The 21,002-nt window shown below is 67.9% G+C and carries 20 protein-coding genes; 15 read left to right on the top strand and 5 right to left on the bottom strand.

From position 1 onward, the window contains the following. Both AC1DGE_RS13330 and AC1DGE_RS13325 read left to right on the top strand, forming a co-directional pair. Positions 1-936: a DUF4194 domain-containing protein gene (locus AC1DGE_RS13330; RefSeq protein WP_476917604.1), complete on the top strand. Its 936-nt coding sequence runs from the start codon at positions 1-3 to the stop codon at positions 934-936. Continuing rightward, complete coding sequence (locus AC1DGE_RS13325) at positions 933-4,418, top strand: ATP-binding protein (RefSeq protein WP_476909635.1); 3,486 nt, start codon at positions 933-935, stop codon at positions 4,416-4,418. The genes AC1DGE_RS13330 and AC1DGE_RS13325 overlap by 4 nt, the downstream gene beginning before the upstream one ends. 34 nt (positions 4,419-4,452) lie before the next feature. Here AC1DGE_RS13325 and AC1DGE_RS13320 read toward each other — a convergent pair whose 3' ends face one another. Then, complete coding sequence (locus AC1DGE_RS13320; RefSeq protein ID WP_476917603.1) at positions 4,453-4,947, bottom strand: FBP domain-containing protein; 495 nt, start codon at positions 4,945-4,947, stop codon at positions 4,453-4,455. A 523-nt stretch (positions 4,948-5,470) separates the two neighbouring features. Here AC1DGE_RS13320 and AC1DGE_RS13315 point away from each other — a divergent pair. The 6 genes from AC1DGE_RS13315 (at position 5,471) to AC1DGE_RS13290 (ending at position 11,451) form a co-directional block, all read left to right on the top strand. Beyond that, a complete protein-coding gene (locus AC1DGE_RS13315) occupies positions 5,471-6,502 on the top strand; it encodes an iron-siderophore ABC transporter substrate-binding protein (RefSeq protein WP_476917632.1) in 1,032 nt (343 codons plus the stop codon). Between the two features lie 9 nt (positions 6,503-6,511). Continuing rightward, positions 6,512-7,588, top strand: a complete 1,077-nt coding sequence (locus AC1DGE_RS13310) for a FecCD family ABC transporter permease (RefSeq protein ID WP_476917602.1) — start codon at positions 6,512-6,514, stop codon at positions 7,586-7,588. Next, positions 7,585-8,613 (top strand): FecCD family ABC transporter permease, encoded by a 1,029-nt coding sequence (locus AC1DGE_RS13305; protein WP_476893426.1) that lies wholly within the window; start codon positions 7,585-7,587, stop codon positions 8,611-8,613. The genes AC1DGE_RS13310 and AC1DGE_RS13305 overlap by 4 nt, the downstream gene beginning before the upstream one ends. Position 8,614: 1 nt before the next feature. Further along, on the top strand, positions 8,615-9,481 hold the full coding sequence (locus AC1DGE_RS13300) for an ABC transporter ATP-binding protein (RefSeq protein WP_476917601.1): 867 nt from the start codon (positions 8,615-8,617) through the stop codon (positions 9,479-9,481). Continuing rightward, positions 9,478-10,548, top strand: coding sequence for a siderophore-interacting protein (locus AC1DGE_RS13295; RefSeq protein ID WP_476917600.1), 1,071 nt, complete (start codon positions 9,478-9,480; stop codon positions 10,546-10,548). The genes AC1DGE_RS13300 and AC1DGE_RS13295 overlap by 4 nt, the downstream gene beginning before the upstream one ends. 78 nt (positions 10,549-10,626) lie before the next feature. Next, positions 10,627-11,451, top strand: coding sequence for an SGNH/GDSL hydrolase family protein (locus tag AC1DGE_RS13290; RefSeq protein ID WP_441419295.1), 825 nt, complete (start codon positions 10,627-10,629; stop codon positions 11,449-11,451). A gap of 1 nt (position 11,452) precedes the next feature. Here the strand turns inward: AC1DGE_RS13290 and AC1DGE_RS13285 are convergent, their stop codons facing one another. Beyond that, complete coding sequence (locus tag AC1DGE_RS13285) at positions 11,453-11,740, bottom strand: YciI family protein (protein ID WP_476917599.1); 288 nt, start codon at positions 11,738-11,740, stop codon at positions 11,453-11,455. A 91-nt stretch (positions 11,741-11,831) separates the two neighbouring features. On the opposite strand from AC1DGE_RS13285, the gene AC1DGE_RS13280 reads away from it, so the two are divergent. From AC1DGE_RS13280 to AC1DGE_RS13265, 4 genes are read left to right on the top strand one after another with little or no spacing between them, the layout of a single operon-like run. Further along, positions 11,832-12,320, top strand: coding sequence for a MarR family winged helix-turn-helix transcriptional regulator (locus tag AC1DGE_RS13280; protein ID WP_476917598.1), 489 nt, complete (start codon positions 11,832-11,834; stop codon positions 12,318-12,320). 45 nt (positions 12,321-12,365) lie between these two features. Next, the gene (gene glsA / locus AC1DGE_RS13275; RefSeq protein ID WP_476909631.1) at positions 12,366-14,183 is read left to right on the top strand and encodes a glutaminase A; all 1,818 of its coding nucleotides are present in this window, start codon (positions 12,366-12,368) and stop codon (positions 14,181-14,183) included. A gap of 56 nt (positions 14,184-14,239) precedes the next feature. Then, positions 14,240-15,001, top strand: coding sequence for an SGNH/GDSL hydrolase family protein (locus tag AC1DGE_RS13270; protein ID WP_476917597.1), 762 nt, complete (start codon positions 14,240-14,242; stop codon positions 14,999-15,001). 50 nt (positions 15,002-15,051) lie between these two features. Then, on the top strand, positions 15,052-16,464 hold the full coding sequence (locus tag AC1DGE_RS13265; RefSeq protein WP_476917596.1) for a GH1 family beta-glucosidase: 1,413 nt from the start codon (positions 15,052-15,054) through the stop codon (positions 16,462-16,464). 52 nt (positions 16,465-16,516) lie between these two features. Here AC1DGE_RS13265 and AC1DGE_RS13260 read toward each other — a convergent pair whose 3' ends face one another. From AC1DGE_RS13260 to AC1DGE_RS13250, 3 genes are read right to left on the bottom strand one after another with little or no spacing between them, the layout of a single operon-like run. Next, positions 16,517-17,323: an FAD:protein FMN transferase gene (locus AC1DGE_RS13260; protein WP_476917595.1), complete on the bottom strand. Its 807-nt coding sequence runs from the start codon at positions 17,321-17,323 to the stop codon at positions 16,517-16,519. After that, a complete protein-coding gene (locus tag AC1DGE_RS13255) occupies positions 17,307-17,804 on the bottom strand; it encodes an FMN-binding protein (protein ID WP_476893433.1) in 498 nt (165 codons plus the stop codon). Before AC1DGE_RS13255 ends, AC1DGE_RS13260 begins: the two co-directional genes overlap by 17 nt. Further along, positions 17,801-19,243 (bottom strand): ferredoxin reductase family protein, encoded by a 1,443-nt coding sequence (locus AC1DGE_RS13250; protein WP_476917594.1) that lies wholly within the window; start codon positions 19,241-19,243, stop codon positions 17,801-17,803. Before AC1DGE_RS13250 ends, AC1DGE_RS13255 begins: the two co-directional genes overlap by 4 nt. Positions 19,244-19,716: 473 nt before the next feature. Between AC1DGE_RS13250 and rpmB the strand changes: the two genes are divergently transcribed. The 3 genes from rpmB to rpsN are packed head-to-tail and all read left to right on the top strand — an operon-like array spanning position 19,717 to position 20,430. Continuing rightward, positions 19,717-19,953 (top strand): 50S ribosomal protein L28, encoded by a 237-nt coding sequence (gene rpmB / locus AC1DGE_RS13245; RefSeq protein WP_011693744.1) that lies wholly within the window; start codon positions 19,717-19,719, stop codon positions 19,951-19,953. Next, positions 19,953-20,120: a 50S ribosomal protein L33 gene (gene rpmG, locus AC1DGE_RS13240; protein ID WP_056737121.1), complete on the top strand. Its 168-nt coding sequence runs from the start codon at positions 19,953-19,955 to the stop codon at positions 20,118-20,120. The genes rpmB and rpmG overlap by 1 nt, the downstream gene beginning before the upstream one ends. A gap of 4 nt (positions 20,121-20,124) precedes the next feature. Then, a complete protein-coding gene (gene rpsN, locus AC1DGE_RS13235) occupies positions 20,125-20,430 on the top strand; it encodes a 30S ribosomal protein S14 (protein WP_043485315.1) in 306 nt (101 codons plus the stop codon). The last annotated feature ends 572 nt before the right edge of the window (positions 20,431-21,002 follow it).

The raw sequence follows: 21,002 nt of genomic DNA, 5'->3' as shown, positions 1-21,002 counted from the left end.
ATGACCGAACTTTCCCAGGAAGTGCACGAGACGGAGCCGGACCAGGAGCCGGAGCAGGAGCCGCAGCACGCGCCCGCCGAACCCTTCACCGTCACCCCGCGGGACACCTTCGTCGACGGCGCCGCCCTCTTCCCGGGGGACACCGGCGTGCTCCCGATGAAGGTCCGCCAGGCCCTCGTGAAGCTCCTCAAAGGCCCGTACATCGACGGCGGCCGGGACGAGAAGCTGTGGACCACCTTGCTGGACAACCAGCTGATCCTGCGCAGCAGGCTCTCCGAGCTCTTCCTGACGCTTCAGCTGGACCACGAACGCAAGGTCGCGGTGCTGCGCCCGGTGGACCCCGAGGCGATCGGCGGCAGCACCCGTTCCAGCATCCTGCGCCAACAGCGGGCCCTGAGCCGGGTCGAAACCATCGTGCTGCTCCGCCTGCGCTTGCTGCTGGACCGCCATGTCACGGCCCAGACCGACCCCACGATCACGCGGGAGGAAATCGCCGACCTCGTGGCCCACTACCAGCCCTCCGGCCAGCAGGACGCCCTGCGCGATTCCGACGTCGTCAATCGCGCCATCACCAAGCTCCTGGCCCGCCAGCTCCTCCTCACCACCGGCCTGGACGAGGTCTACACCATCTCCAACGCCCTCCCGCTCGCCCTCCCCTTCGAAAACATCGGCGACATCCCGGCCCAGATCGAGGCCCTGATCGCCGCCTCCACCGACCCCTCCGGCACCGAACCCCTTCTGGAACTCGACGGCGAGCATCCGGAGGAGGACGACTCGGACGACGACGGCGACGCCGCTCAAGGTGACCGGACCAGCGGCGACGCCGGGGACATGCGGCAGCATGCGTCTAAGCGAGGAACGAGCGAGCATGCAGAGCATGTCGCCGGTGGGGCCGCGCAAGGCGACCACACTGAAGAAGCGGAGGAAGCCAAGTGAGCATCGCGACCATGCTGCCAATGGGTGAGCTCACCAACCCCGGCCAGATGCGCCTCGCCCTCGTCCAGGTCGTCAACTGGGGCACGTTCCATGGCGCCCACACGATGCACGTGGACCGCAACGGCACCCTGCTGACCGGCAACTCCGGCGTCGGCAAGTCCACGCTGTTCGACGCCATGCTGCGGGTCTTCGACGCCCGGCCGCGCTCCAACGAGGCCGCCGCCCAGCGTGCCGGCGGCGCGGTCGAGGACAAGCGGACCACGTTCACGTACATGCGCGGCAAGGTGGGGGACAAGGCCGTCGGCGAGGGCTCGGCGAGTGCCTTCCAGCGCCCCGGGGCCACCTGGTCCGCCGTCGCACTGACCTTCGACAATGCCGCGGGCACCCGCGTGACCATTTCCGCGTTGTTCGACCTGCCGAAGAACGGCACCGAGTCCAGTGTGGGCCGGTACTACCTGATCGATAACAGGCCGCTGGACCTGGCCGCGCTTGAGGGCATTGCGGAGAAGCGGTTCACCAAGTCTGCGCTGGACGCGCTCTTCCCGGAGGCGCAGATCTTCGACGTCCACAAGGCCTTCGCGGAGCGCTTCCGCCGCCTGCTGGGGATCAACTCGGACCAGGCGCTCCCGCTGCTGCGCGTCATCCAGGCCGGAAAGGGCCTTGGCGGCAGCGTCAACACCTTCTTCCGCGACCAGGTCCTGGATGCGCCCGCCACGCTGGCCGCCGCGGACGACGTCGTCGAGGAATTCAGTAACCTGATGTCCATCCGGCAGCGGCTCGAGGACGTCCGGCAGCAGCGCGACCAGCTCGCTCCGGTCCCCGGACTGAACAAGGAGTATGCGCAGTCGCTGCTCGACGCGAACCGGCTCCGGGAGCTCGCGGGCGAGGAATTTGAGGCCTATAAGCAGCAACTCGCCGTCACCGTGCACGAGAAGACGCTCGCCCGGTTCAAGGACCTGGCCCAGGCGAAAGCCAAGGAACTCGGGGCTGAACGCGGCGTCCGCGACGGCCTGGCCAAGGAACTGCGCCAGCTCGAGGCGGACTACAACAACCAGGGCGGCAACGCGATCTCCGCGATTGAGCAGTCGCTGGAGAACGCCCGGGTGGGCCTCAAACTCCGCCAGCAGGTGGAGGAATCCGCCCGCAAGGCCCTGACCGACGCCGGTCTGGAGCTCGAATGGACCGCCGCCGGCTGGGAGCAGGCGCACGAGCACGCCGCCGCCCGCTCGGCCGAGCTCAAGGACGACTCGGAAGCGCTCAAGGAGCTGCGCTTCGAGGCCTTCGACGGCCACGCGACCAGGAAGCGGGAACTCGCCGCGGCCCAGCAGGAACTGGTCTCGCTCAAGACGCGCAAGTCCCTGCTGCCGCCGTCGAGCATCGAAAACCGCAGCGCCATCGCGGCCGCCACCGGTGTTCCCGAGGAGCAGATGCCCTTCGGCGGCGAGTTGATCGACCTCGCCGAGGGCCAAGAGCAGTGGCGTCCGGCGGCCGAGCGCGCGTTGCGCAGCCTGGCCACCACGCTGCTGGTTCCGGGCGAGCACTTCGCCGCCGTCACCCGCTACCTCAACGACCACCCGGTCCGCGGCGCGCTGCGCGCCGTGGACGTCTCGAAGCCGCTCGCCGGCGGTGCGCTGGCCGTGCAGGACGCCGCCGACGGCGAGCTGCTGACCAAACTGGACATCCTTACCGCCGGGCCGGCCGCCGAGCCGGGCGAATGGATCCGGGAGCGGATCGCCCTCGATTTCGCCTACCCCTGCGTCGAGGACCCGGACGAGCTGGCCCGGCTGGACAAGGGATTGAGCCTGGGCGGCGTGGTCAAGCGCAACCGCCACACGGTGGAAAAGGATGACCGCTTCACCTCCCGGCAGGACTACGTCCTCGGCTTCGACAACGCCTCCAAGCTCGAACTTGTCGCGGCGCAGGTCGAGGACCTGCAGCAGGAACTCGCCAAGGCGGCCGAACTGGCCCAAAGCCGGGAAGAATCCCACCAGGGCATGACCCGACAGCTCGACGCGCTGCGCCGCGTGGCGGATGACCACCGGACCTGGGAGCAGGTTTCGGCAGCGGTCGCGGCGGACGAGCTCGCCCGGATCGAGCAGCGGCTCAAGGACGCCCTGGCCGCGCAGGCCGATCTCGAACCGCTGCGTGCCAACATCGAGGCCGCCCGGCAGAAGCACCAGTCCAGCACCGAGGCCGCCGCCGTGCTGCAAAGCGAGTACAAGGCCCTCGATGCGCAGCTCACCTCGGCTGACTCCCTGCTGGACGCCGCACGGCAGCGCCTGGCCCAGCAACCGCCGTCGGACGCCACGGTCGAGGCGCTGGCGCCGTACTTCACGGACTTCGGCGAGGTGCTGGAGATGCACGAACTGGACAACTTGGCCAACCAGGTCCGGACCCGGCTGCTGGCCGAGCTGCACGCGGCCGACTCCCGCGGGCAGGCCACCTCGGAACGGCTCACGCGCATCTTCGAGGGCTTTGTCCGCGAATGGGGCACGGCGATCTCCGCGGACCACGGCACTTCGATCGGCGCCGCGGGGGAATTCGAGGCCCGCTACCACGCGATTGTCAGCGACGGACTGCCCGCGCAGGAGGCCGAGTTCCGGCAGTTCTTCAACCAGCGCACGCACGAATCCTTCAGCACGCTGCTGCACCTGCTGGACGAGGAACGCCGCTCCATCACCAGCCGGATCCTGCCGCTGAACGGCATCCTCTCCGAGGTGAACTTCCACGAGGGCAGTTTCCTGGAACTCGACATCAAGCAGACCCTCCCCGCCACGGCGAAGCAGTTCAAGGACGCAATCCAAAACGCGCTGAAGGTCCGCCACACCCGGACGGGGAAAGCTGCCGTGCCTGCCGCCGGGGCGCCCGGGACGGAGACGGACGAGGACGCCGAGCTCACCAGCCGCTACAAGTCACTCGAAACGCTCGTGAAGCGGCTCGGTTCGCAGACTCCCGAGGACCGGCGCTGGCGCGCCGAGGTGCTGGACGTCCGCGGCCATCTCTTTATCCAGTGCAAGGAGCATCGCGAGGTGCAGGGGTCCGGTTCCAAGGCGGCGGCGAAGGGCGGGAAGAAGAAGACCGAGGTCTTCATGCACGCGGACACCGGCTCGATGTCCGGCGGCGAGCGGCAGCGCTTCACGGCTTTCATCATGGCCGCGGCACTGAGCTACCAGCTGGGGATCGCGGAGCAGGGCTTCACCACGTACGGCACGGTGATGATGGACGAGGCCTTCGTGCTGGCCTCGGAGGAATTCGCCGGCGCCGGCATCAAGGCGCTGCACGAGTTCGGGTTCCAGCTGCTCCTGGCCGCGCCGGAAAACGTGATCGACCTGTCCCGGCACCTCGGCTCGGTCACCGAGATCCTCCGGGACAAGCGCACCAACCGCTCCGGCGTCCTGACGGCGCCGGTGATCGCCCCGGGGTCCGCCTCGGAGGGCACATGGCGCTCCGAGGCGAACCCGGTGGACATCGTCCTGCGCTGACCTGTTAGGGCAGCCGGCGCTGCGGTTGCCGGCGCTACGTTCCCCGGACGCGGTCCAGGAACTGCGCGGTCCGTCCCGCCAGGCCGTCGATCTGTCGGCGGACGACGGCGGCCGGATCCGGGTTGATCTCGTTCACCGGAGGTTCTACCCGCACATTGCGGCAGCAGCCGAATTCGGCGCAGATCAGGGTGCCCACCGTGTTGCCGTTGCGGCCGGACTGCCCGGCACGCTTGGCCACCCAGAGCAGGACGTCGTCCTTGGAGAAGATGTCGCGGCACAGCTCGCACAGGACCGAGCGGTTTTTCTTGGCGCCGCCTTCAGGGGCCCGGAGCATGATTCCGGTGGGACCGTTCGCGCCGGGCAGCACCAGGTAGCCGCGCAGCGGCATCTTCCCGTCGCGCCAGCCGAGGAAGTCCAGGCTTTCCCAGTCCAGGGTGTCGAAGTTCTTGGGCAGGTTGAGTTTGGCGGCTTCTGACCGGCTCGCATTGATGAAGGACGTGCGGATCTGCTGGGCAGTGAGTTCTTGCATGACGGAATCTTTCGGAATCGGATGGTTCCAGCCAGGCGGGGAAGAAGTGCGCCAGGGCCGGTAAGTGGGCAGGGGACTGCCAGCCTTCGACTCCGGTTGGGACCGGGCGTTACCGCGGAATCAGTCCGCGCCGGGACCGGATTGCCGGGGAAGGGCTGGCAACTGTGCGGCCGCGTAGCAGGCCAAAGAGGCCACCCCGCTGACCGTGGCAGCAGTCATCATTGCGATGCGCATGCTCACTTCCCCTATCCATCAAAGTTCACAATTCCACGGCCGGTTCGGATTCACCGGTCGGGCCAATCCTTGCAAACCTCCCTGACGCCTGTCCAGTTTCAAGCCACACCCGCGCAGCGGGCCCTCAGGGTGATTAGGTTACTGAAGTCTTGCGTAATTAGACAAAGGATAGGCTAGCCTTACTTAGGTTCGCATCACTTACCTAAGGAGTTCCGTGGCTTCCGCCGACTTCCCCCGCCCCTCGGGCCGCCCCACCCTCCGTCGCCTAAGCCGCCAAGCACTCAGGGCCGTGGCGCTCCTGGCCGCCGTGGGGCTGGGCCTGGCGGCCTGTTCCACCGGACCGGCGTCGACGACGGCGACCGCCCCCGCTCCGGCCGCCGGCCCGGGGTTCCCGGTGACCATCAAGCACGTCTTCGGCGAGACAACCATCAAGGACCAGCCCCAGCGCGTCGTCACGGTTTCCTGGGTCAATGACGACGTCGCCCTGGCCCTGGGCGTGGTCCCGGCAGGGGTGCCCAAGAACGAATGGGGCGGCAACGCCCAGGGGTCCACGCCGTGGAAGGACGCGGCGCTGGAAAGGCTGGGCGCCGGGTTCGGCTCGGCGAAAGCCCCGGCCCAGTACTCCGAGGCGGACGGCATCAACTTCACCGAGATCGCCAAGCTCAACCCGGACGTCATCCTTGGCGCCTATTCGGGCCTGACGGAGGAGGACTACAAGAAGCTCAGCGAGATCGCGCCCGTCGTGGCCCAGCCCGAGGTCGCCTACGGCACGTCGTGGCAGGATTCCACGGCCATCATCGGCAAGGCGCTCGGCAAGGAGACGGAGGCCTCCAAGCTCATTGCCGACACCGAAGGAACCATCAAGGACAAGGTCTCGCAGTACCCCCAGCTCGCCGGCAAGACCTTTATCTATGGCAACCTCGAGCCAGCCAAGAGCGACGGGATCAATGTCTACACCGCCAATGACAACCGCCCGCGCTTCCTCAGTGAGATCGGCATGAAGCTGGCGCCCATCGTGGCGGACAAGTCCAGGAACTCCAAGGAATTCTTCATCCCTTGGTCGGCCGAGAAGGCCAACGAGCTCAGCTCGGACGTCTTCGTGAGCTGGGTCCCGGATGCGAAGACCGCAGATTCCATCAAGAACGACGCCCTGCTGGGCCAGATCCCGGCCATCAAGAACGGCGCGCTCGTCGCCGACTCGGACAACACGCTCACACTGTCCATCTCGGCGTCCTCTCCGCTGAGCCTGCCCTGGGCGCTGGACACCTTCCTGCCGCAGCTGGCCGGCGCAGCGGACAAAGCCGCCGGCGCGGGGAAATAGGTCCCTTCGATGACCATGCCCACGACGACGGCGCGTCCCGACGCGCCTGCCGCGACGGCCGGGGCGGAAACACCGGCATCGTCCGGTGGCTCCGGTGCCCGCCGGGGCGCGTGGCTGCTGGCCGCCGTCGTCGTGCTGGCGATGGTGGCCGCCGCATCGCTTGCCATTGGCGCCCGAGGCCTCAGCCTGGGGACCGTGTGGGAGGCGCTGACGGCGTTTGATCCAGCGGACGGCGACCACGCGGTCGTTCATGCCCGCATCCCGCGCACCGTCCTTGGCCTCCTCGCGGGCGGGGCCCTGGGGCTTTCCGGGGCGGCGATGCAGGGGGTGGCCCGCAACCCGCTCGCGGACCCGGGGATCATCGGCGTCAATGCCGGCGCGGCCCTGGCGGTCGTCACCGGGATTTACGTCTTTGGGATTTCGGCGCTGTCCGGATACATCTGGTTCGCGTTTCTTGGCGCCGCCGCGGCCGCCGCCCTCGTGTACGCGATCGCCTCGCTGGGCAGGGACGGTGCGACGCCGGTCAAGCTTGCCCTGGCGGGCGCCGCCCTGAGCGCGGGGCTGTATTCGCTCATGAACGTCATCCTGGTCTCCAGCCAGGACACGCTGGACCGTTTCCGGTTCTGGCAGGTGGGCAGCATCGCCGGGCGTGACTGGTCCGCGATCCACGCCGGATTGCCCTTCCTGCTGCTCGGTACGGCCATTGTGCTGGGGACTGGCCGGCACCTCAACGGGCTGGCCCTGGGCGAGGACCTCGCGAGCGGCCTCGGCCAGCGGGTGGGCCTGACCCGGGGCATCACGGCCCTGGGTGTTGTGCTGCTCTGCGGTTCGGCAACGGCCCTGGCGGGGCCCATCGGCTTCGTGGGGCTCGTGGTTCCGCATGCCGTCCGCTTCCTGACCGGACCCGACTACCGCTGGATCCTGCCATTCTCCCTGGTTGTGGCCCCGGTGCTGCTGCTCGCCGCCGACATCGCCGGCCGGGTGGTCCTGCTGCCCGGCGAGGTTCCAGCCGGGATCATGACAGCCCTGGTTGGTGCGCCTGTTTTCATCTGGCTGGTCCGCCGAAGCAAGGGGGCCGGGCTGTGAAGACCGCACCACGCACGGCCCTCCTGGCCCTCGCCGTGGCAGGAATTTTCGCCGCAGCCGTCCTGCTGGGCAGCTACACCGTCACCGTCCCGGACTTCTTCCGGATTCTGGCCGCCCACCTCACCGGCGGAGCCAAGATCCCGGGCGCGAGCTTCATCGTGATGGAGCACAAGCTGCCGCGCGCCGTCGTGGGCGGCCTGGTCGGTGCGGCGTTTGGCCTATCCGGCGCACTCTTCCAGACGATGCTGCGCAACCCCTTGGCCAGTCCGGACGTGATCGGAATCAGTTACGGCGCCAGCGCCGCGGCGGTTACCGCGATCGTTCTCTTCAGTGCGTCCGGGGCCATGGTTTCGGGAGCGGCACTCGCCGGGGCGCTCGCCGTTGCCGGCATCATTTACGCAATCGCCCGGCGCGGGGCACTCGGCGCCGCGGCAGACCGCGGGGACGCGGCAGGCAACCGGCTGATCCTGGCCGGAGTGGGCATTGCCGCCGCACTGCAGGCCGTGGTCAGTTTCCTCATGACCCGGGCGGACATCCGGACGGCGGCCGACGCGCTCGTCTGGCTCAACGGATCGCTCAACTCCGCCAGCTGGGGGCGGGCCGGGGTCCTCGGCCTTGCCCTGCTCGTGCTGGTCCCCGCAGCTGCGGTCCTCGCGCGGCCGCTGCGCATCCTGGAACTCGGCGAGGACACCGCTGCGGGCCTGGGCGTCCGCGTCGGCCGCACCCGGCTCGCCGTCGTCGTCGCCGCCGTTGGCCTGTCGGCCGTGGCGACCGCAGCAGCCGGACCCGTCGCCTTCGTGGCGTTCCTCGCCGGTCCGATTTCCCGCCGCTTTGTGCGCAAGGCGAGCCTGCCGGCCTCGGCCCTGGCCGGGGCGCTGATCGTCCTGGCCGCAGACTTCCTTGCGGCGAACCTCGCACCGCTCGTGCTCGGCGGGACCGTACTGCCCGTCGGCGTCGTTACCGGCGCCCTGGGTGCACCGTTCCTGCTGTGGCTCCTGGTCACCGCCAACCGAAAGGACGCCTGAGATGGCAACCCTGAACGCCTCCGGCCTGACGCTGAAATACGATCAGCGGACCGTCATCGAGGACCTGAGCACCGAGATTCCCGAGGGCAAAGTCACCATGATCGTCGGAGCCAACGCCTGCGGAAAATCGACGCTGCTCCGGGCACTGTCCCGGCTGCTCAAACCCGCGTCCGGCACAGTGACTCTTGGCGGCAAGGACATCCACACGAGGCCGGCCCGCGAGGTTGCCCGCGTACTCGGCCTGCTCCCGCAGCACCCGACTGCGCCCGACGGCATCACGGTCCGGGACCTGGTGGGCCGCGGCCGCTTCCCGCATCAGGGCTTCTTCCGCGGCTGGTCCGGCGGGGCATCCCCGGACGATCAGCGCGCGGTGCTCAACGCCATGTCCGCCACTGACACCCTGGACCTGGCGGACCGCTCCGTGGACCAGCTCTCCGGCGGCCAGCGTCAGCGTGCTTGGATCGCGATGGCGCTGGCCCAGGAGACCGAGGTTCTGTTGCTCGATGAACCCACCACCTACCTTGACCTCGCGCACCAGGTGGAAGTCCTGGATCTGCTGACGGACCTGAACCGCCGGCGCGGCACCACCGTGGCGATCGTGCTGCATGACCTCAACCTCGCAGCCCGCTACGCGGACCACGTCATCGCCATGAAGGGCGGCCGGATCGCGGCCGAAGGGGACGCCGAGGCGGTTATCACGGAGGCCTTGGTCCGCGACGTCTTTGGACTGGAGTCCCGGGTGGTGCCCGACCCCGCCTCCGGCACACCGCTGGTCGTCCCCCTCGGCCGCCACCACACCGCACCCGCCACGTCCGCCCATGCCCCGTCCGCCGCAGCACCGAACCCGCAACTGGAGCTGATCCCATGACTGAAACGCCTTCCCCGTCCCCTGCCTCCGCGACGGTGACAGTTCTGCCCGCCGCCGAGCCCATGACCAGGGCGTTCGACGTCCGCGTCACCGCCGTGGAACAGCTCAGCCCGAACTTCCGCCGGATCACCTTCGGCGGCTACTCGCTGCGGCACTTCGGCGTGCACGGAAACACCCTGGACCTGCGGATCAAGCTCATGATTCCCTCCCGGGCCGCCGATGGCCGCGACATCCCGCTGCCCGAATTCCGGACCGAGAAGCCCGCCTGGTACAGCGAATGGCTGGCCCTCGACCCGGCTGTCCGCGGCGCCATGCGCACCTACACCGTGCGGCAGGCACGCCTGGATGCCGTCTTCCCCGAGATCGACGTCGACTTCGTGCTGCACCTCGACGCGGCCGGCCACGGCGGCCCCGCCGCCGAGTGGGCAGCCCGGGCAAGGCCGGGTGACGGCTTGGTCCTGATCGGACCCAACAACCGGGCTGCGCACTGTGTCACGGCGGAAAGTTACGCCGGCATTGAATGGCGTCCGGGACTGGCCCAGCGGGTGCTGTTGGCGGGGGATGAAACCGCGGTTCCGGCGATCGGGGCCATCCTGGAAAGCCTCCCGCCGTACCTAAGCGGCCAGGCCCTGCTGGAGGTGCCCTCCGCCGCCGACTTCCAGGACCTCGTCTCGCCCGCCGACGTCGCCATCACCTGGCTGGCCCGCGGGAGTGCGCACGGGCGCCTGCCGCACGGGGCGCGCCTCCAGGCGGCTGTTCGTGCGGCCGTGCCGCTGCCGGGCTGGGTGGCTGCCACCGCGCAGCCCCCCTCTGTCGGACCGGACCCCGAGGACGTCAACGTGGACCGGGACATCCTCTGGGAAACCCCGGCACGGCTGGACGCGACGGCCATCAGGACCGGCCGGAACCCGGACAAGCCGGCCGGTGCCCTGCCGTTCTACGCGTGGATCGCCGGTGAGGCGGGCACCGTCAGGGAGTTGCGGCGCTACCTGGTGCGGGACGTGGGGATCGACCGGAAGCAGGTCGCGTTTATGGGGTACTGGCGGCTGGGGAAAGCGGAACTCTAGGCCGATTCCCCGGACCGCCGCACCCGTTGTGCCCCCCACGTTAACCCCGACGTCGTCCGGCGGGACTACCGTGGCGCCATGGCCGAGAACCTTCCAGCCCCGGGCACTCATGGACGGCGGCTCTTCGTCGCCCTGGGGGACTCGTTCACCGAGGGCGTGGGGGACCACAGCAAGCGCCTGCCCAACGGGGTCCGCGGCTGGGCGGACCGGGTTGCGGAGAAGCTGGCGAAGGCGGAGCCGGGCTGGGAGTACGCCAATCTCGCCATCCGGAGCAAACGGCTTCGCCACATCATCGGCGAGCAGCTGGAACCGGCGCTTGCCATGGAACCGACCCTGGTGACCCTGTACGCCGGCGGCAACGACATCCTGGACTTCGGAACGGACATCGAAGACCTGATGGATGATTACGAATTCCTGGTGGCGAAGCTGGCCGCCAGCGGAGCCACGGTGGTGCTGTTCACGGGCTTTGACGTGAAGGTCTCGGTGCTGCTGGAGCCGCTGAAGCGGCGCAACGCCCTATACAACCGGCGCGTCCGGGAGCTGGCTGCCTGGTACGGTGCGGTGCTGGTGGACTACTGGTGCTTTGATGCCTTCCACGACCCGCGGATGTGGGATGCGGACCGGCTCCACATGTCCAAGGCCGGCCACAAATACCTTGCCGCGCAGGTCCTGGACCAGCTCGGCGTGCCGCACAACATCAGCCCCAAGGAATGGGGGCCGCCGGACCGGCTCGGGCTCCGGGACTGGGAACGCCGGCAGCGCCGCTGGGTGCACGACTGGGTGCTTCCCCTCTTTGGCCGCAAGCTGCGCGGCGTCACGCTGGGGGATGAGCTCAAGCCGCGCTGGCCGGACCCGGTGAGAGTCCCGCGCAAAGGCGGGCTGAAAAAGCTGCTGGCCGGCTGAGCTAGCTGTCCAGCAGGTTTTCGTACCCGGGGGCGACACGGCTGGCGTGGAACTCTTCGACGTCGAAGTCGGCCACGCCGTTGACGTAGAAGGGGTCCTTGGACAGTGCCGCGTCCAAGTCGGCGCGGACCGCGTTGGACAGCAGGAGGCCGCCGGTGCGGGGGATCTTGCGGCCTGCCACCATAAAGACGCCGCGGTCGAACGCATCCTGCAGCCAGGCGACGTGCGCCGGCAGGTGGAAGTCGACGATCTCTTCGGGCACCTTGTAGGTCAGGGAGACTACGTACATAGCGCCAGCCTACCGCCGGGCGGCAAGAAGGCAGGAACCAAAACCGGCCCGATGTTGAACCGTCAAGCATCGAGGCTCCTAGAATGGAGCCATGACCGAACCGCGCTGGCTCAATGCCGACGAACGCCGCGCCTGGCTGGCCCAGCTGAGCATCAACACGCTGTTGCCCGCCGCGCTGGACACGCAGCTGCATGCGGCCGGGAAACTCTCCCTGTTCGACTACAACGTCCTGGCCATGCTCTCCGAAGCCGAGGGCCGGTACCTGCCGATGAGCGAACTCGCGGCGCGCACCAGCGCCTCGCTGTCCCGGCTCTCGCACGTGGTCACCAAACTCCAGAACCGCGGATGGCTTGAACGGCGGCCGCACCCCGGCGACGCCCGCGTGACCACGGCACACCTCACCGAGGCCGGCATGGCCACCATCGAGGGGCTCGCCCCGGGTCATGTCGAAGCGGTCCGCGCACTGTTCCTGGACGCACTCGACCGGGACGACATCGCGGCCTTGGCCCGTATCGGCGAAAAGATCGTGTCCCGGCTCGACGCCGGCCACTGGATCCTGCGGGAGAACAAACGGGCCTGAGACCCCGGGGCGGCCAGCGGCCCGGTGTCCCCTAGTCTTGGCATTATGGAATCGCCGATCGACAGCTATCTCCGCCAGATCCACGCCGAGATCTCGCTGCTCAAGGACGGCAAGCCTTACAGCAGCATTCCGGCCATGGCCAACGTGGATCCGGACAACTTCGGCATCGCCCTCGCGACCGTTGACGGCAAGGTGTACGAAATCGGTGACACCCGCGAGGAGTTCACTATCCAGTCCATCTCCAAGCCCTTCACCTACGGACTGGCACTCGAGGACCTTGGCGCCGAGGCCGTGGATGCCAAGGTCGACGTGGAACCGTCAGGTGATTCCTTCAACGAGATCTCCCTCGCCGAAGGGACGGGGCGGCCTGCCAACGCGATGATCAACGCCGGGGCCCTCACTGCCACCTCCCTGATTAGGGGATCAGGCGGGCAGTCCGGGTTCAAACGGATACTCAGCACGTACTCCGGGTTCGCAGGCCGTCAGCTCTCGGTCAACGAGCAGGTCTACGAATCCGAGCTCAAACACGGCCACCGCAATACAGCCCTCGCCTACCTGCTTCGCTCCTTCAACATCATCGAAGACGACCCGACACCGGTTCTGCAGGATTACTTCCGGCAGTGCTCGGTCCTGGTCAACTGCTTCGACCTCTCGATCATGGCGGCCACGCTGGCCAACGGCGGCCGGAACCCGCTCAGCGGCAAACAGGTGCTTGAGATCGGGCCGGTGGAGCGAGTCCTGTCCGTCATGATGACCTCTGGCATGTACGACGACGCCGGCGCCTGGATCAGCAGCGTGGGGATGCCGGGCAAGAGCGGGGTAGCGGGCGGCATCATCGCCGTGCTGCCCGGCCAGGTGGGCCTGGCGGTCTACTCACCGCCGCTGGATGAGCACGGCAGCAGCGTCCGCGGGCTGGCCACCGCGCAGCGACTCTCCCGCGACATGGAACTCCACTTCGTCCGGGCGGCCCGGGCGGGCCGGTCCGCCATCCTCGCCGCCTACGACGTCACCGAAACACCCTCGGGCATCCGCCGCAACGACGAGGCCGCCGATGTCCTGCGTGCCCACGGCCACCGGGCCCGGGTGATCGAACTCAACGGCGACCTTCTCTTCGCCGGGACTGAATCCATGGTGCGTGAGGTCAGCGGCCTGGCCGACGACGTCGAGCTGGTGATCCTGGACATGCGGCGCACGGACCAGGTCAGCGAGGTCGCAGTGCGTACGCTGGCCAGAATGAGGCAGGGGATGGCCGACGCCGGGCGCGACCTGGTGCTGGTTGAGGCGGACGGGTCGGTCACCGAAGCCCTGGCAACGTCAAGCGAGCGCCCGGTTCCGTCCTTCACAACACGGAGCGCCGCCGTCGAATACTGCGAAAACCGCCTGCTGGAGCGCCACGGGGACCATCTGCTGATCCCGGACCACGTTCCCGTCACCGCCTCGCCCGCGCTGGCGCCCCTGGAGGAAGCGGAGGCGGCGGCGCTGGAAGCGCTGATGACGCCGAAATCCTATGGCGACGGCGACGTAATCCGGCGTGTCGGTTTGCGGTTCGGCGGGGTCTACTTCATCACCTCCGGAAAAGTCAGCAGCACGTCGCCCGGGCCCACCGCGGACCGGGTCAAGCTGAACACCCTCAGCGCCGGGATGACCTTTGGCGAACTGGCGCTGGGCAGCGGCAACCGGCAGGAAACCACCGTCCGGGCAGTGGGGCCGGTAGAGGTCATGGTGCTCAGTGTGGAGGCGATCGCCGAGCTGGAAGCCGCCGACCCTCACCTGGCCATTGCCTTGTGGAAAGCCCTGACCCGGGATGCTTACACCCGGGTGGAGCAGTACCTGCGAGAAACGGCGGTCCGGATCCGCGAGTAGCAGCTGCGGCGATTCCCCGGTGTGACCCACCCGGGGGGCTCTGGCAGACTGAATCCATGGATTTCACAGCCCGCTACGTTGCACTCGGAGACTCCTTTACCGAAGGCGTCGGCGACGACGACCAGGCCCGCCCCAACGGCGTGCGGGGCTGGGCCGACAGGGTGGCAGAGCAGCTGGGCGCGGCCGACCCGGGCTTCGGCTACGCCAACCTCGCCATCCGCGGGAGGAAGCTCCGCCAGATCATGGCCGAACAGGTGGACGCCGCGGTCGCACTCAAACCCACCCTGGTGAGCATCTACGCCGGCGCGAATGACATCCTCCGTCCCAAGATCGACATCGATGACCTGCTGGTGGAATACGACGCCGGCATCCGGAAACTGAAGGCCACCGGTGCCACCGTGGTGATGTTTACCGGTTTCGACGCGCGCGGCTCCAAAGTCTTCGGGACCATGCGGGGGCGGACCGCCATCTACAACGAACTTGTCCGCGGCATCGCCGGAGACCACGATGCCCTGCTGGTGGACTACTGGCGCTTCAACGAGTACTACGACTGGGGCATGTGGGCGACCGACCGGATGCACATGTCCGCTGCCGGCCATGCCAACATGGCCAGGCGCGTCCTCACCGTGCTGGAGCACGACCACTCGATCGATGTGCCGCCGATGACGCCGGTCCCGGAGCTCGGCCGCTCCGAGGCGCTCCGTGCGAATGCCCGCTGGGTGCGCGAGTTCGCCGGGCCCTGGGTGGTGCGCCGGGTCACCGGCAAGTCCTCCGGCGACGGCCTCTCGCCGCGGTATCCTCAGCTCACCCGTCTCTAGCACGACGCCCTCTGGCCCGACGCCCTCCCGCCCCAAGGAGCAGTAACAGGATGAACAGCAGCCCCCTCACCTTTCCTGCCGGCTTCCTGTGGGGCGCTGCCACCGCGGCCTACCAAATCGAGGGCGCCGCCCACGAGGGAGGCCGCGGGGAATCCATCTGGGACGTCTTCTGCCGCGTGCCCGGGGCGGTCGCGGATGCGCACAACGGCGATGTCGCCTGCGACCACTACCACCGTTCGGCCCAGGACATCGGGCTCATGCGGGACCTGAACCTGGCCGCCTACCGCTTCTCCATCTCCTGGGCCCGCTGCATGCCCGACGGTGTGACGCCGAACCCCGAGGGCATCGCGTTTTACTCGCGGCTGGTCGATCAACTGCTCGCTGCGGGCATCACGCCCTGGATCACGCTGTACCACTGGGACCTGCCGCAGGCGCTGGAGGACAATGGCGGCTGGGCTGCGCGGGAAACGGCTGAGCGCTTTGCCGACTATGCCGCGGTGATGCACGAGGCCCTCGGTGACCGGGTCCGGATCTGGACCACGCTCAACGAGCCCTGGGTCTCGGCCTTCCTCGGCTATGGTGCGGGCATCCACGCCCCCGGACGGCAGGACCCCGCCGCGGCGCTCGCGGCGGTCCACCACCTGCTGCTGGGCCATGGCTTGGCCGTCCGCGCGCTCCGCCGGCAGGATCCTGAGGCGACCCTGGGAATCACGTTGAACCTGACGGTGGCCGATCCGGCCGACCCGGGCCGGGAAGGGGACCTCGACGCCGCCCGGAGAGTTGACGGACAGTCGAACCGGATGTTCCTGGATCCGCTGTTCCGGGGCGAATACCCGGTCGATGTGCTTGCCGACGTGGCGCACCTCGGCATGGCCGAGGTCGTCCGGCCCGGGGATCTCGACATCATTTCGCAGCCCCTCGATCTGCTGGGCGTCAACTACTACCACGGGGACGCATTCACCAAGGATCCGGCGCCGCACCCCGGACCGGCCGGAGGAGCTCCCGCGTCACCCTTGGTCGCGGCCGACGGCGTCCGGCAGGTGCCCCGCGGACTGCCCGTCACCGGAATGGGCTGGGAAATACAGCCCGAGGGCCTCCGCCGGCTGCTGAACCGGCTGCAGCGTGAATACACCGGGCCGGCCGGGGTCCCGATCTACATCACGGAAAACGGCGCCGCCTTCGAAGACGTTCCGGACGCAGATGGCTTCGTGGATGACCAGGCACGGCTGGCGTTCTTCGATCAACATCTGCGGGCAGTCCACGAGTCACTGGCGGACGGCGTGGACGTCCGCGGATATTTCGCATGGTCCCTGCTGGACAACTTCGAATGGGCCTTCGGCTATCACCAGCGCTTCGGGTTGGTCCGGGTGGACTACGAGACGCAGCGCCGCATCCCCAAGGCGAGCGGTCTTTGGTACTCGCGTGTTGCGGCGTCGAACGCGCTGCCAGCCGCGGGCGGGTAGCCGGCCCGGTCAACAGCGACGGGTGGGGGGGAGCGCCCGCGCCGAACCCAAGTCAGGCGCGGAACCCCGGCGTCGCGAGGATGCCCCCGTCGGTCCGAATGGCGAGCACCTCAACGTCCCAGCCGCTCGTCGCCCGGTTGAGCATGCGGACCCCGCCCGCCACGATGGCGGTCGCGAGCACATCGGCGGTGAGAATGTCCGCCGCGGCGACCGAGACTTGGCTGAACTCGCTGACGCCGGAGCCGCGGGTCCAGATGTGGTCACCTCGTTCGGCGGAGCCGGAGGTGGCCAGGGCCCCGATGCCGGTGCTGCCGCCCAACGGGTAAGCGGCGATCAGGGTCGTGCGGTCCTGCGGATCCACGACGCCGGCCTGCCACGCCGCCCGGCTGCCCACGATGGGTGAACCGGCCACCAACACGTCACCGCCGGCGTTCAGGCACCAGTCGGCCAGCCCCCGTGACTGCAAGAGGGCCCCCGCTTCCTTGATCGCGAGCCCTTTCACCAGCCCGGAAAGGTCCGGCACTCCGTCCGGACGTTCCGGCGTGAACGCGCCCTCCGTCTGGAGGCGCCATTCGGCCGCGTCGGCGTAGCAGTCCCGGAGTTCCTGCGAGGCCTCCCGCAGCGAGAGCTCCCCGGCCGCCAGCCTGCTGGCCTCGGAACCGGGCCGGTAAAGGCTGAAGCGGGCGTCGAGTTCCCCGAAACGCCGTTCGACGACGCCGGCGGCCTCCGCCAGCGCCGCTTCGGCGTCCGCCGTCCAGTCCTCTGGTCCGAGGGGAACGGTAAGGCTGACGACCGTCCCCATGCACCGGAAGGTCTTGGCCTTCAGCTCCGGCCGGACCAGCTCAGACGTGGGCTGCATCGAGGGCCGCCTGGAGCGAGGTCAGGTAAGCATCACTGGTGACGGTGGCTCCGCTGATGGTCTGCACGTTGGCCGACTGGGCCTGGAGCACCTCAGCGCGCAGCAGGGGTGCGGCGTAGTTGCTGATCTGTACCGACCGCCCGCCGTCGTCGGTGAGTTGGAGTGCGGTGACATCCGAGATGGTGCCGCCGCTGACGGTGATTTGCACCTGGACCGGACCGAAGCGGGTCTGCACGACGTCGCCGGTAAAGGTTCCTCCGGCCTTCGCTGCCGCGCCGGTCGAGCTGGAGGAACCCGTGGTTCCCGTGGCTCCGGAGGACGGCGCGGAACTCCCCGCCGAACCGCTCGAGCCCGACCCGGTGGTGCCCGCCGTGGTGCCGACGGCGCTGGCCGTGTTCGCTACATGCGCTCCCGACTGCCAGCCGGCCACAAGGATCCCGACCGAGGCCAGGGTTGCTGAAACTACAGCGCGAATTCTCACCAGTCGAACCTTTCGTAGTGGAGTTGCTCTTCCCGCACGCCCGCCCGGCGCGCGTCATCCAGGACGTTTCTTGCCCAGTCCGCGGGGCCGCAGACGTAGACGTCTGCGTCGGCGAGGTTTGGTGCGTAGCTCGCCAGCCGGTAACCGGAGCGAGCCTCGGTTTCCGGTTGCCAGGTTTGGACGCCCCGCGGCCGGCGCCCGGTCAGATGGAATAGGGTCGCGCCACGGCGTTGGCAGAGCTCGAGGATTTCATCGCCGAGGTACAGACCGGACCGGCTGTGGCCGCGGAGGATCACGGTCGCATCGCCCGGCGCGAACGGAGTGCTCTCCAGCAGGGCGCGGATGGGGGTGATGCCGATGCCGGCACCAATCATCACAACGTGCTGCCGGCTGCGGGCGGCGGTGCTGAAGAGCCCGTACGGGCCTTCGATCGCCACCCGGGTACCGGGCTTCAGCCGGGCCAGGCTCGCGGAGCCCCTGCCAAGGTTCCGGACCGTAATCCGCAGCCGGCCACCGCCGTCGGCGTCGAACTGCAAGGGCTCAGCGGAAAGGCTGAACGGGTGCGGGTGCCACCACTGCCCCGGGGCGAGAAAGCGCCAGATGAAGAACCGTCCACCGCTGCCGGCCAGCTCGTCGAGATGCCGGCCCGTCATTTCGATGCTGACCACGCCGTGACCGGCGGCCACCACCCGGCTTACCCGCAGCTGATGCCGGACCGTGGCGACAATGGGCTCGAGAACCCGGTAATGCAGCAGCGCGGCGCCCGTCGCGATGCAGATCGCAAGCCAATACCAGCGCTGCCAGGTGCCTTCGGCGAAGAGTCCACCAACGCTGAACTGGTGCGGCAGTGAGGTCAGCACGGCGGCGTAGGTCAGCAGATGGACGACATACCAGAACTCATAGGGAAACCGACGGCGGACGGCGACCAGGGAGGTGACGACGACGGCGATAAAAAGTGCCATGGACACGAACGCCAGCCACATGTCGGGGACCTTGACCCACAGGGCCACTGACTCGCTGATCGGGTCAAGCCCCTCTGCCAGCCCGTAGCCGATCGCGATCAGAACGCCGTGCGCCAGCAGCAGGTACAGGGACGGCTTGCCGAGTTTTCGGTGGAATTCAAGGGCGCGGTCATGGCCAACAGCCCCGTCGATGACGGGGAGGCGTGCGGCGAGGAGCAGCATGAGCAGCACCAGGTCCATACCGGCGAGCCCCGCGACGATCCCCATCGCCGTGAACGCTCCGGCGACGCTTGAGAATCCGGCGACGCCGCCGTCGGCCAGCCACAACGCCACGGCACCGGCCACCGACGCCCATGCGATCACGGTGAGCAGGTCTGCCTTGAACAGCCGTTTGCGGTACTGCCCCTTGAAGGGGTTGCCGGCGGCAGGCGCCCGTCGGGCCGCGGGCTGCAAGGCAGTCTGGGTTGGTGTGTTCATGGATCCAGAATCTGCCCGTTGCCTTTCATTTTGCTGTGAAAGGACTGCGCCGCTGATGTGACTTGCCTGCGCGGGGACGGCCGCCGCTTATACACCCTGCGGGCCCGGATTGGTCTTTAATTCGCCAAGCTCGTAGACTTGGTAGGCGCTAGGTGGCGCGGAGCGTGTGCAATTGCTCCGGTTGGCGGAAATGGCTGAGGAATCAGGCACTCCCGGTGGCCGGTAGTTAGGGGCTCAAGTTGCGTGCACTCCTGTATTCGCCCAGTATCCCGGCACTTCGCAGTGATTCCTTTTGGTTATCGCCGCCCGGTGCCTGTGACCCACAATCTTCGCCGCAGTGAGGACTGCAGCCGGTTCAGCCGGCTGTCGGACTGCTGCGGAACGCAGGTGGGGCTGGCTACGGACGCCGCCGATCGCACGGCTATGCGGAACTCCGCCAGCCGTTTCATATTATTTTCATTAGGAGAGTCGTCATGGCAGCACACTGCCAGGTGACCGGAGCCGAGCCGGGCTTTGGACACAGCATTTCGCACTCGCACCGCCGCAACAAGCGCCGGTTCGACCCGAACATCCAGAAGAAGCGCTACTGGGTTCCGTCCCTGCGCCGTAATGTCACCCTGCAGGTCTCTGCACGTGGCATCAAGACCATCGACGTACGCGGCATTGACGTAGTCGTCGCCGCCATCCTGGCACGAGGAGTGAAGCTCTAGTGGCAAAGGACAAGGACGTACGTCCGATCATCAAGCTCAAGTCGACCGCGGGCACGGGTTACACCTACGTGACGCGCAAGAACCGTCGTAACGACCCGGACCGCATGGTCCTGCGGAAGTACGATCCCAAAATCCGCCAGCACGTCGAATTCCGAGAGGAGCGCTAAACACATGGCTAAGAAGTCAATGATCGCTAAGAACGAACAGCGTAAAGTCATCGTCGAGCGTTACGCTGCAAAGCGCCTCGAACTGAAGAAGGCTCTGGTTGACCCCAACTCAACCGACGAAGCACGCGAAGCTGCACGCCTCGGCCTGCAGAAGCTGCCCCGCAACGCCTCGCCGGTCCGCCTGCGTAACCGCGACATCATCGACGGCCGCCCCCGCGGCACGTTCCAGAAGTTCGGTATCTCCCGTGTTCGCTTCCGCGACATGGCTCACCGCGGTGAGCTCCCGGGCATCACGAAGTCTTCCTGGTAATTCAGCACTGCTGAAGCCAGTGGCTTGAAGAAGGGCCGGCAACCATTTGGTTGCCGGCCCTTCTTGCGTTTAAGCCGGTGTTGCGCACGCCGGCTCCTCGTCCCTCGGCCTCCGCCCACCGCCGCCCACGGTGTCGGCACCACGCGTGGCCCCGGTGACGGAGCCCACACCGACACTTTCGATGCCGGACCTCGACTTCCCGCGCCCCGCGGGCCGTTTTGGCGCGGATTTCTGGGGTTTGTGGCGCGGGGAGGTGCTTGCGGGGGCCGATTTGTATGGGGTCGGGTTGGTGTGTAAAGTAGTTCGAGTCGCCGCCGCTGAAGCGGAAAGATAGCGACCGACCCCCTGATAAACGGCCTGGAAAATGGCGTGGAATGTTGCGCGCTTTATAAGGGTGGGGACCTCCTGTGGAATTGTGAATGGCGGAAACGCCGGTTTGCAAAGCTTCATGGATTCGGGTAAGTTTGAAAAGTTGCTCCGGAGCGATCCTGGACCGTTGGGTTTGGGTGGTGCCGGGTGTGTCTGTTGTTTGAGAACTCAATAGTGTGCCAAGTTTGTTGATACCAATTTTG

Source organism: Arthrobacter sp. 05N425 (assembly GCF_056397125.1).
The sequence above is the reverse complement of the archived record's forward strand: the minus strand, read 5'-3'. Positions and strand labels throughout refer to the sequence as shown.

Excerpts from the sequence above, each read along its gene's own strand:
- AC1DGE_RS13300 (WP_476917601.1), top strand. The coding sequence starts at position 8,615 with ATGGCAACCCTGAACGCCTCCGGCCTGACGCTGAAATACGATCAGCGG.
- glsA (WP_476909631.1), top strand. The coding sequence starts at position 12,366 with ATGGAATCGCCGATCGACAGCTATCTCCGCCAGATCCACGCCGAGATC.
- AC1DGE_RS13320 (WP_476917603.1), bottom strand. The coding sequence starts at position 4,947 with ATGCAAGAACTCACTGCCCAGCAGATCCGCACGTCCTTCATCAATGCG.
- AC1DGE_RS13295 (WP_476917600.1), top strand. The coding sequence starts at position 9,478 with ATGACTGAAACGCCTTCCCCGTCCCCTGCCTCCGCGACGGTGACAGTT.
- rpsN (WP_043485315.1), top strand. The coding sequence starts at position 20,125 with ATGGCTAAGAAGTCAATGATCGCTAAGAACGAACAGCGTAAAGTCATC.
- AC1DGE_RS13290 (WP_441419295.1), top strand. The coding sequence starts at position 10,627 with ATGGCCGAGAACCTTCCAGCCCCGGGCACTCATGGACGGCGGCTCTTC.
- AC1DGE_RS13285 (WP_476917599.1), bottom strand. The coding sequence starts at position 11,740 with ATGTACGTAGTCTCCCTGACCTACAAGGTGCCCGAAGAGATCGTCGAC.
- AC1DGE_RS13260 (WP_476917595.1), bottom strand. The coding sequence starts at position 17,323 with ATGCAGCCCACGTCTGAGCTGGTCCGGCCGGAGCTGAAGGCCAAGACC.
- AC1DGE_RS13250 (WP_476917594.1), bottom strand. The coding sequence starts at position 19,243 with ATGAACACACCAACCCAGACTGCCTTGCAGCCCGCGGCCCGACGGGCG.
- AC1DGE_RS13310 (WP_476917602.1), top strand. The coding sequence starts at position 6,512 with ATGACCATGCCCACGACGACGGCGCGTCCCGACGCGCCTGCCGCGACG.
- AC1DGE_RS13280 (WP_476917598.1), top strand. The coding sequence starts at position 11,832 with ATGACCGAACCGCGCTGGCTCAATGCCGACGAACGCCGCGCCTGGCTG.
- AC1DGE_RS13265 (WP_476917596.1), top strand. The coding sequence starts at position 15,052 with ATGAACAGCAGCCCCCTCACCTTTCCTGCCGGCTTCCTGTGGGGCGCT.
- rpmB (WP_011693744.1), top strand. The coding sequence starts at position 19,717 with ATGGCAGCACACTGCCAGGTGACCGGAGCCGAGCCGGGCTTTGGACAC.
- AC1DGE_RS13270 (WP_476917597.1), top strand. The coding sequence starts at position 14,240 with ATGGATTTCACAGCCCGCTACGTTGCACTCGGAGACTCCTTTACCGAA.
- AC1DGE_RS13330 (WP_476917604.1), top strand. The coding sequence starts at position 1 with ATGACCGAACTTTCCCAGGAAGTGCACGAGACGGAGCCGGACCAGGAG.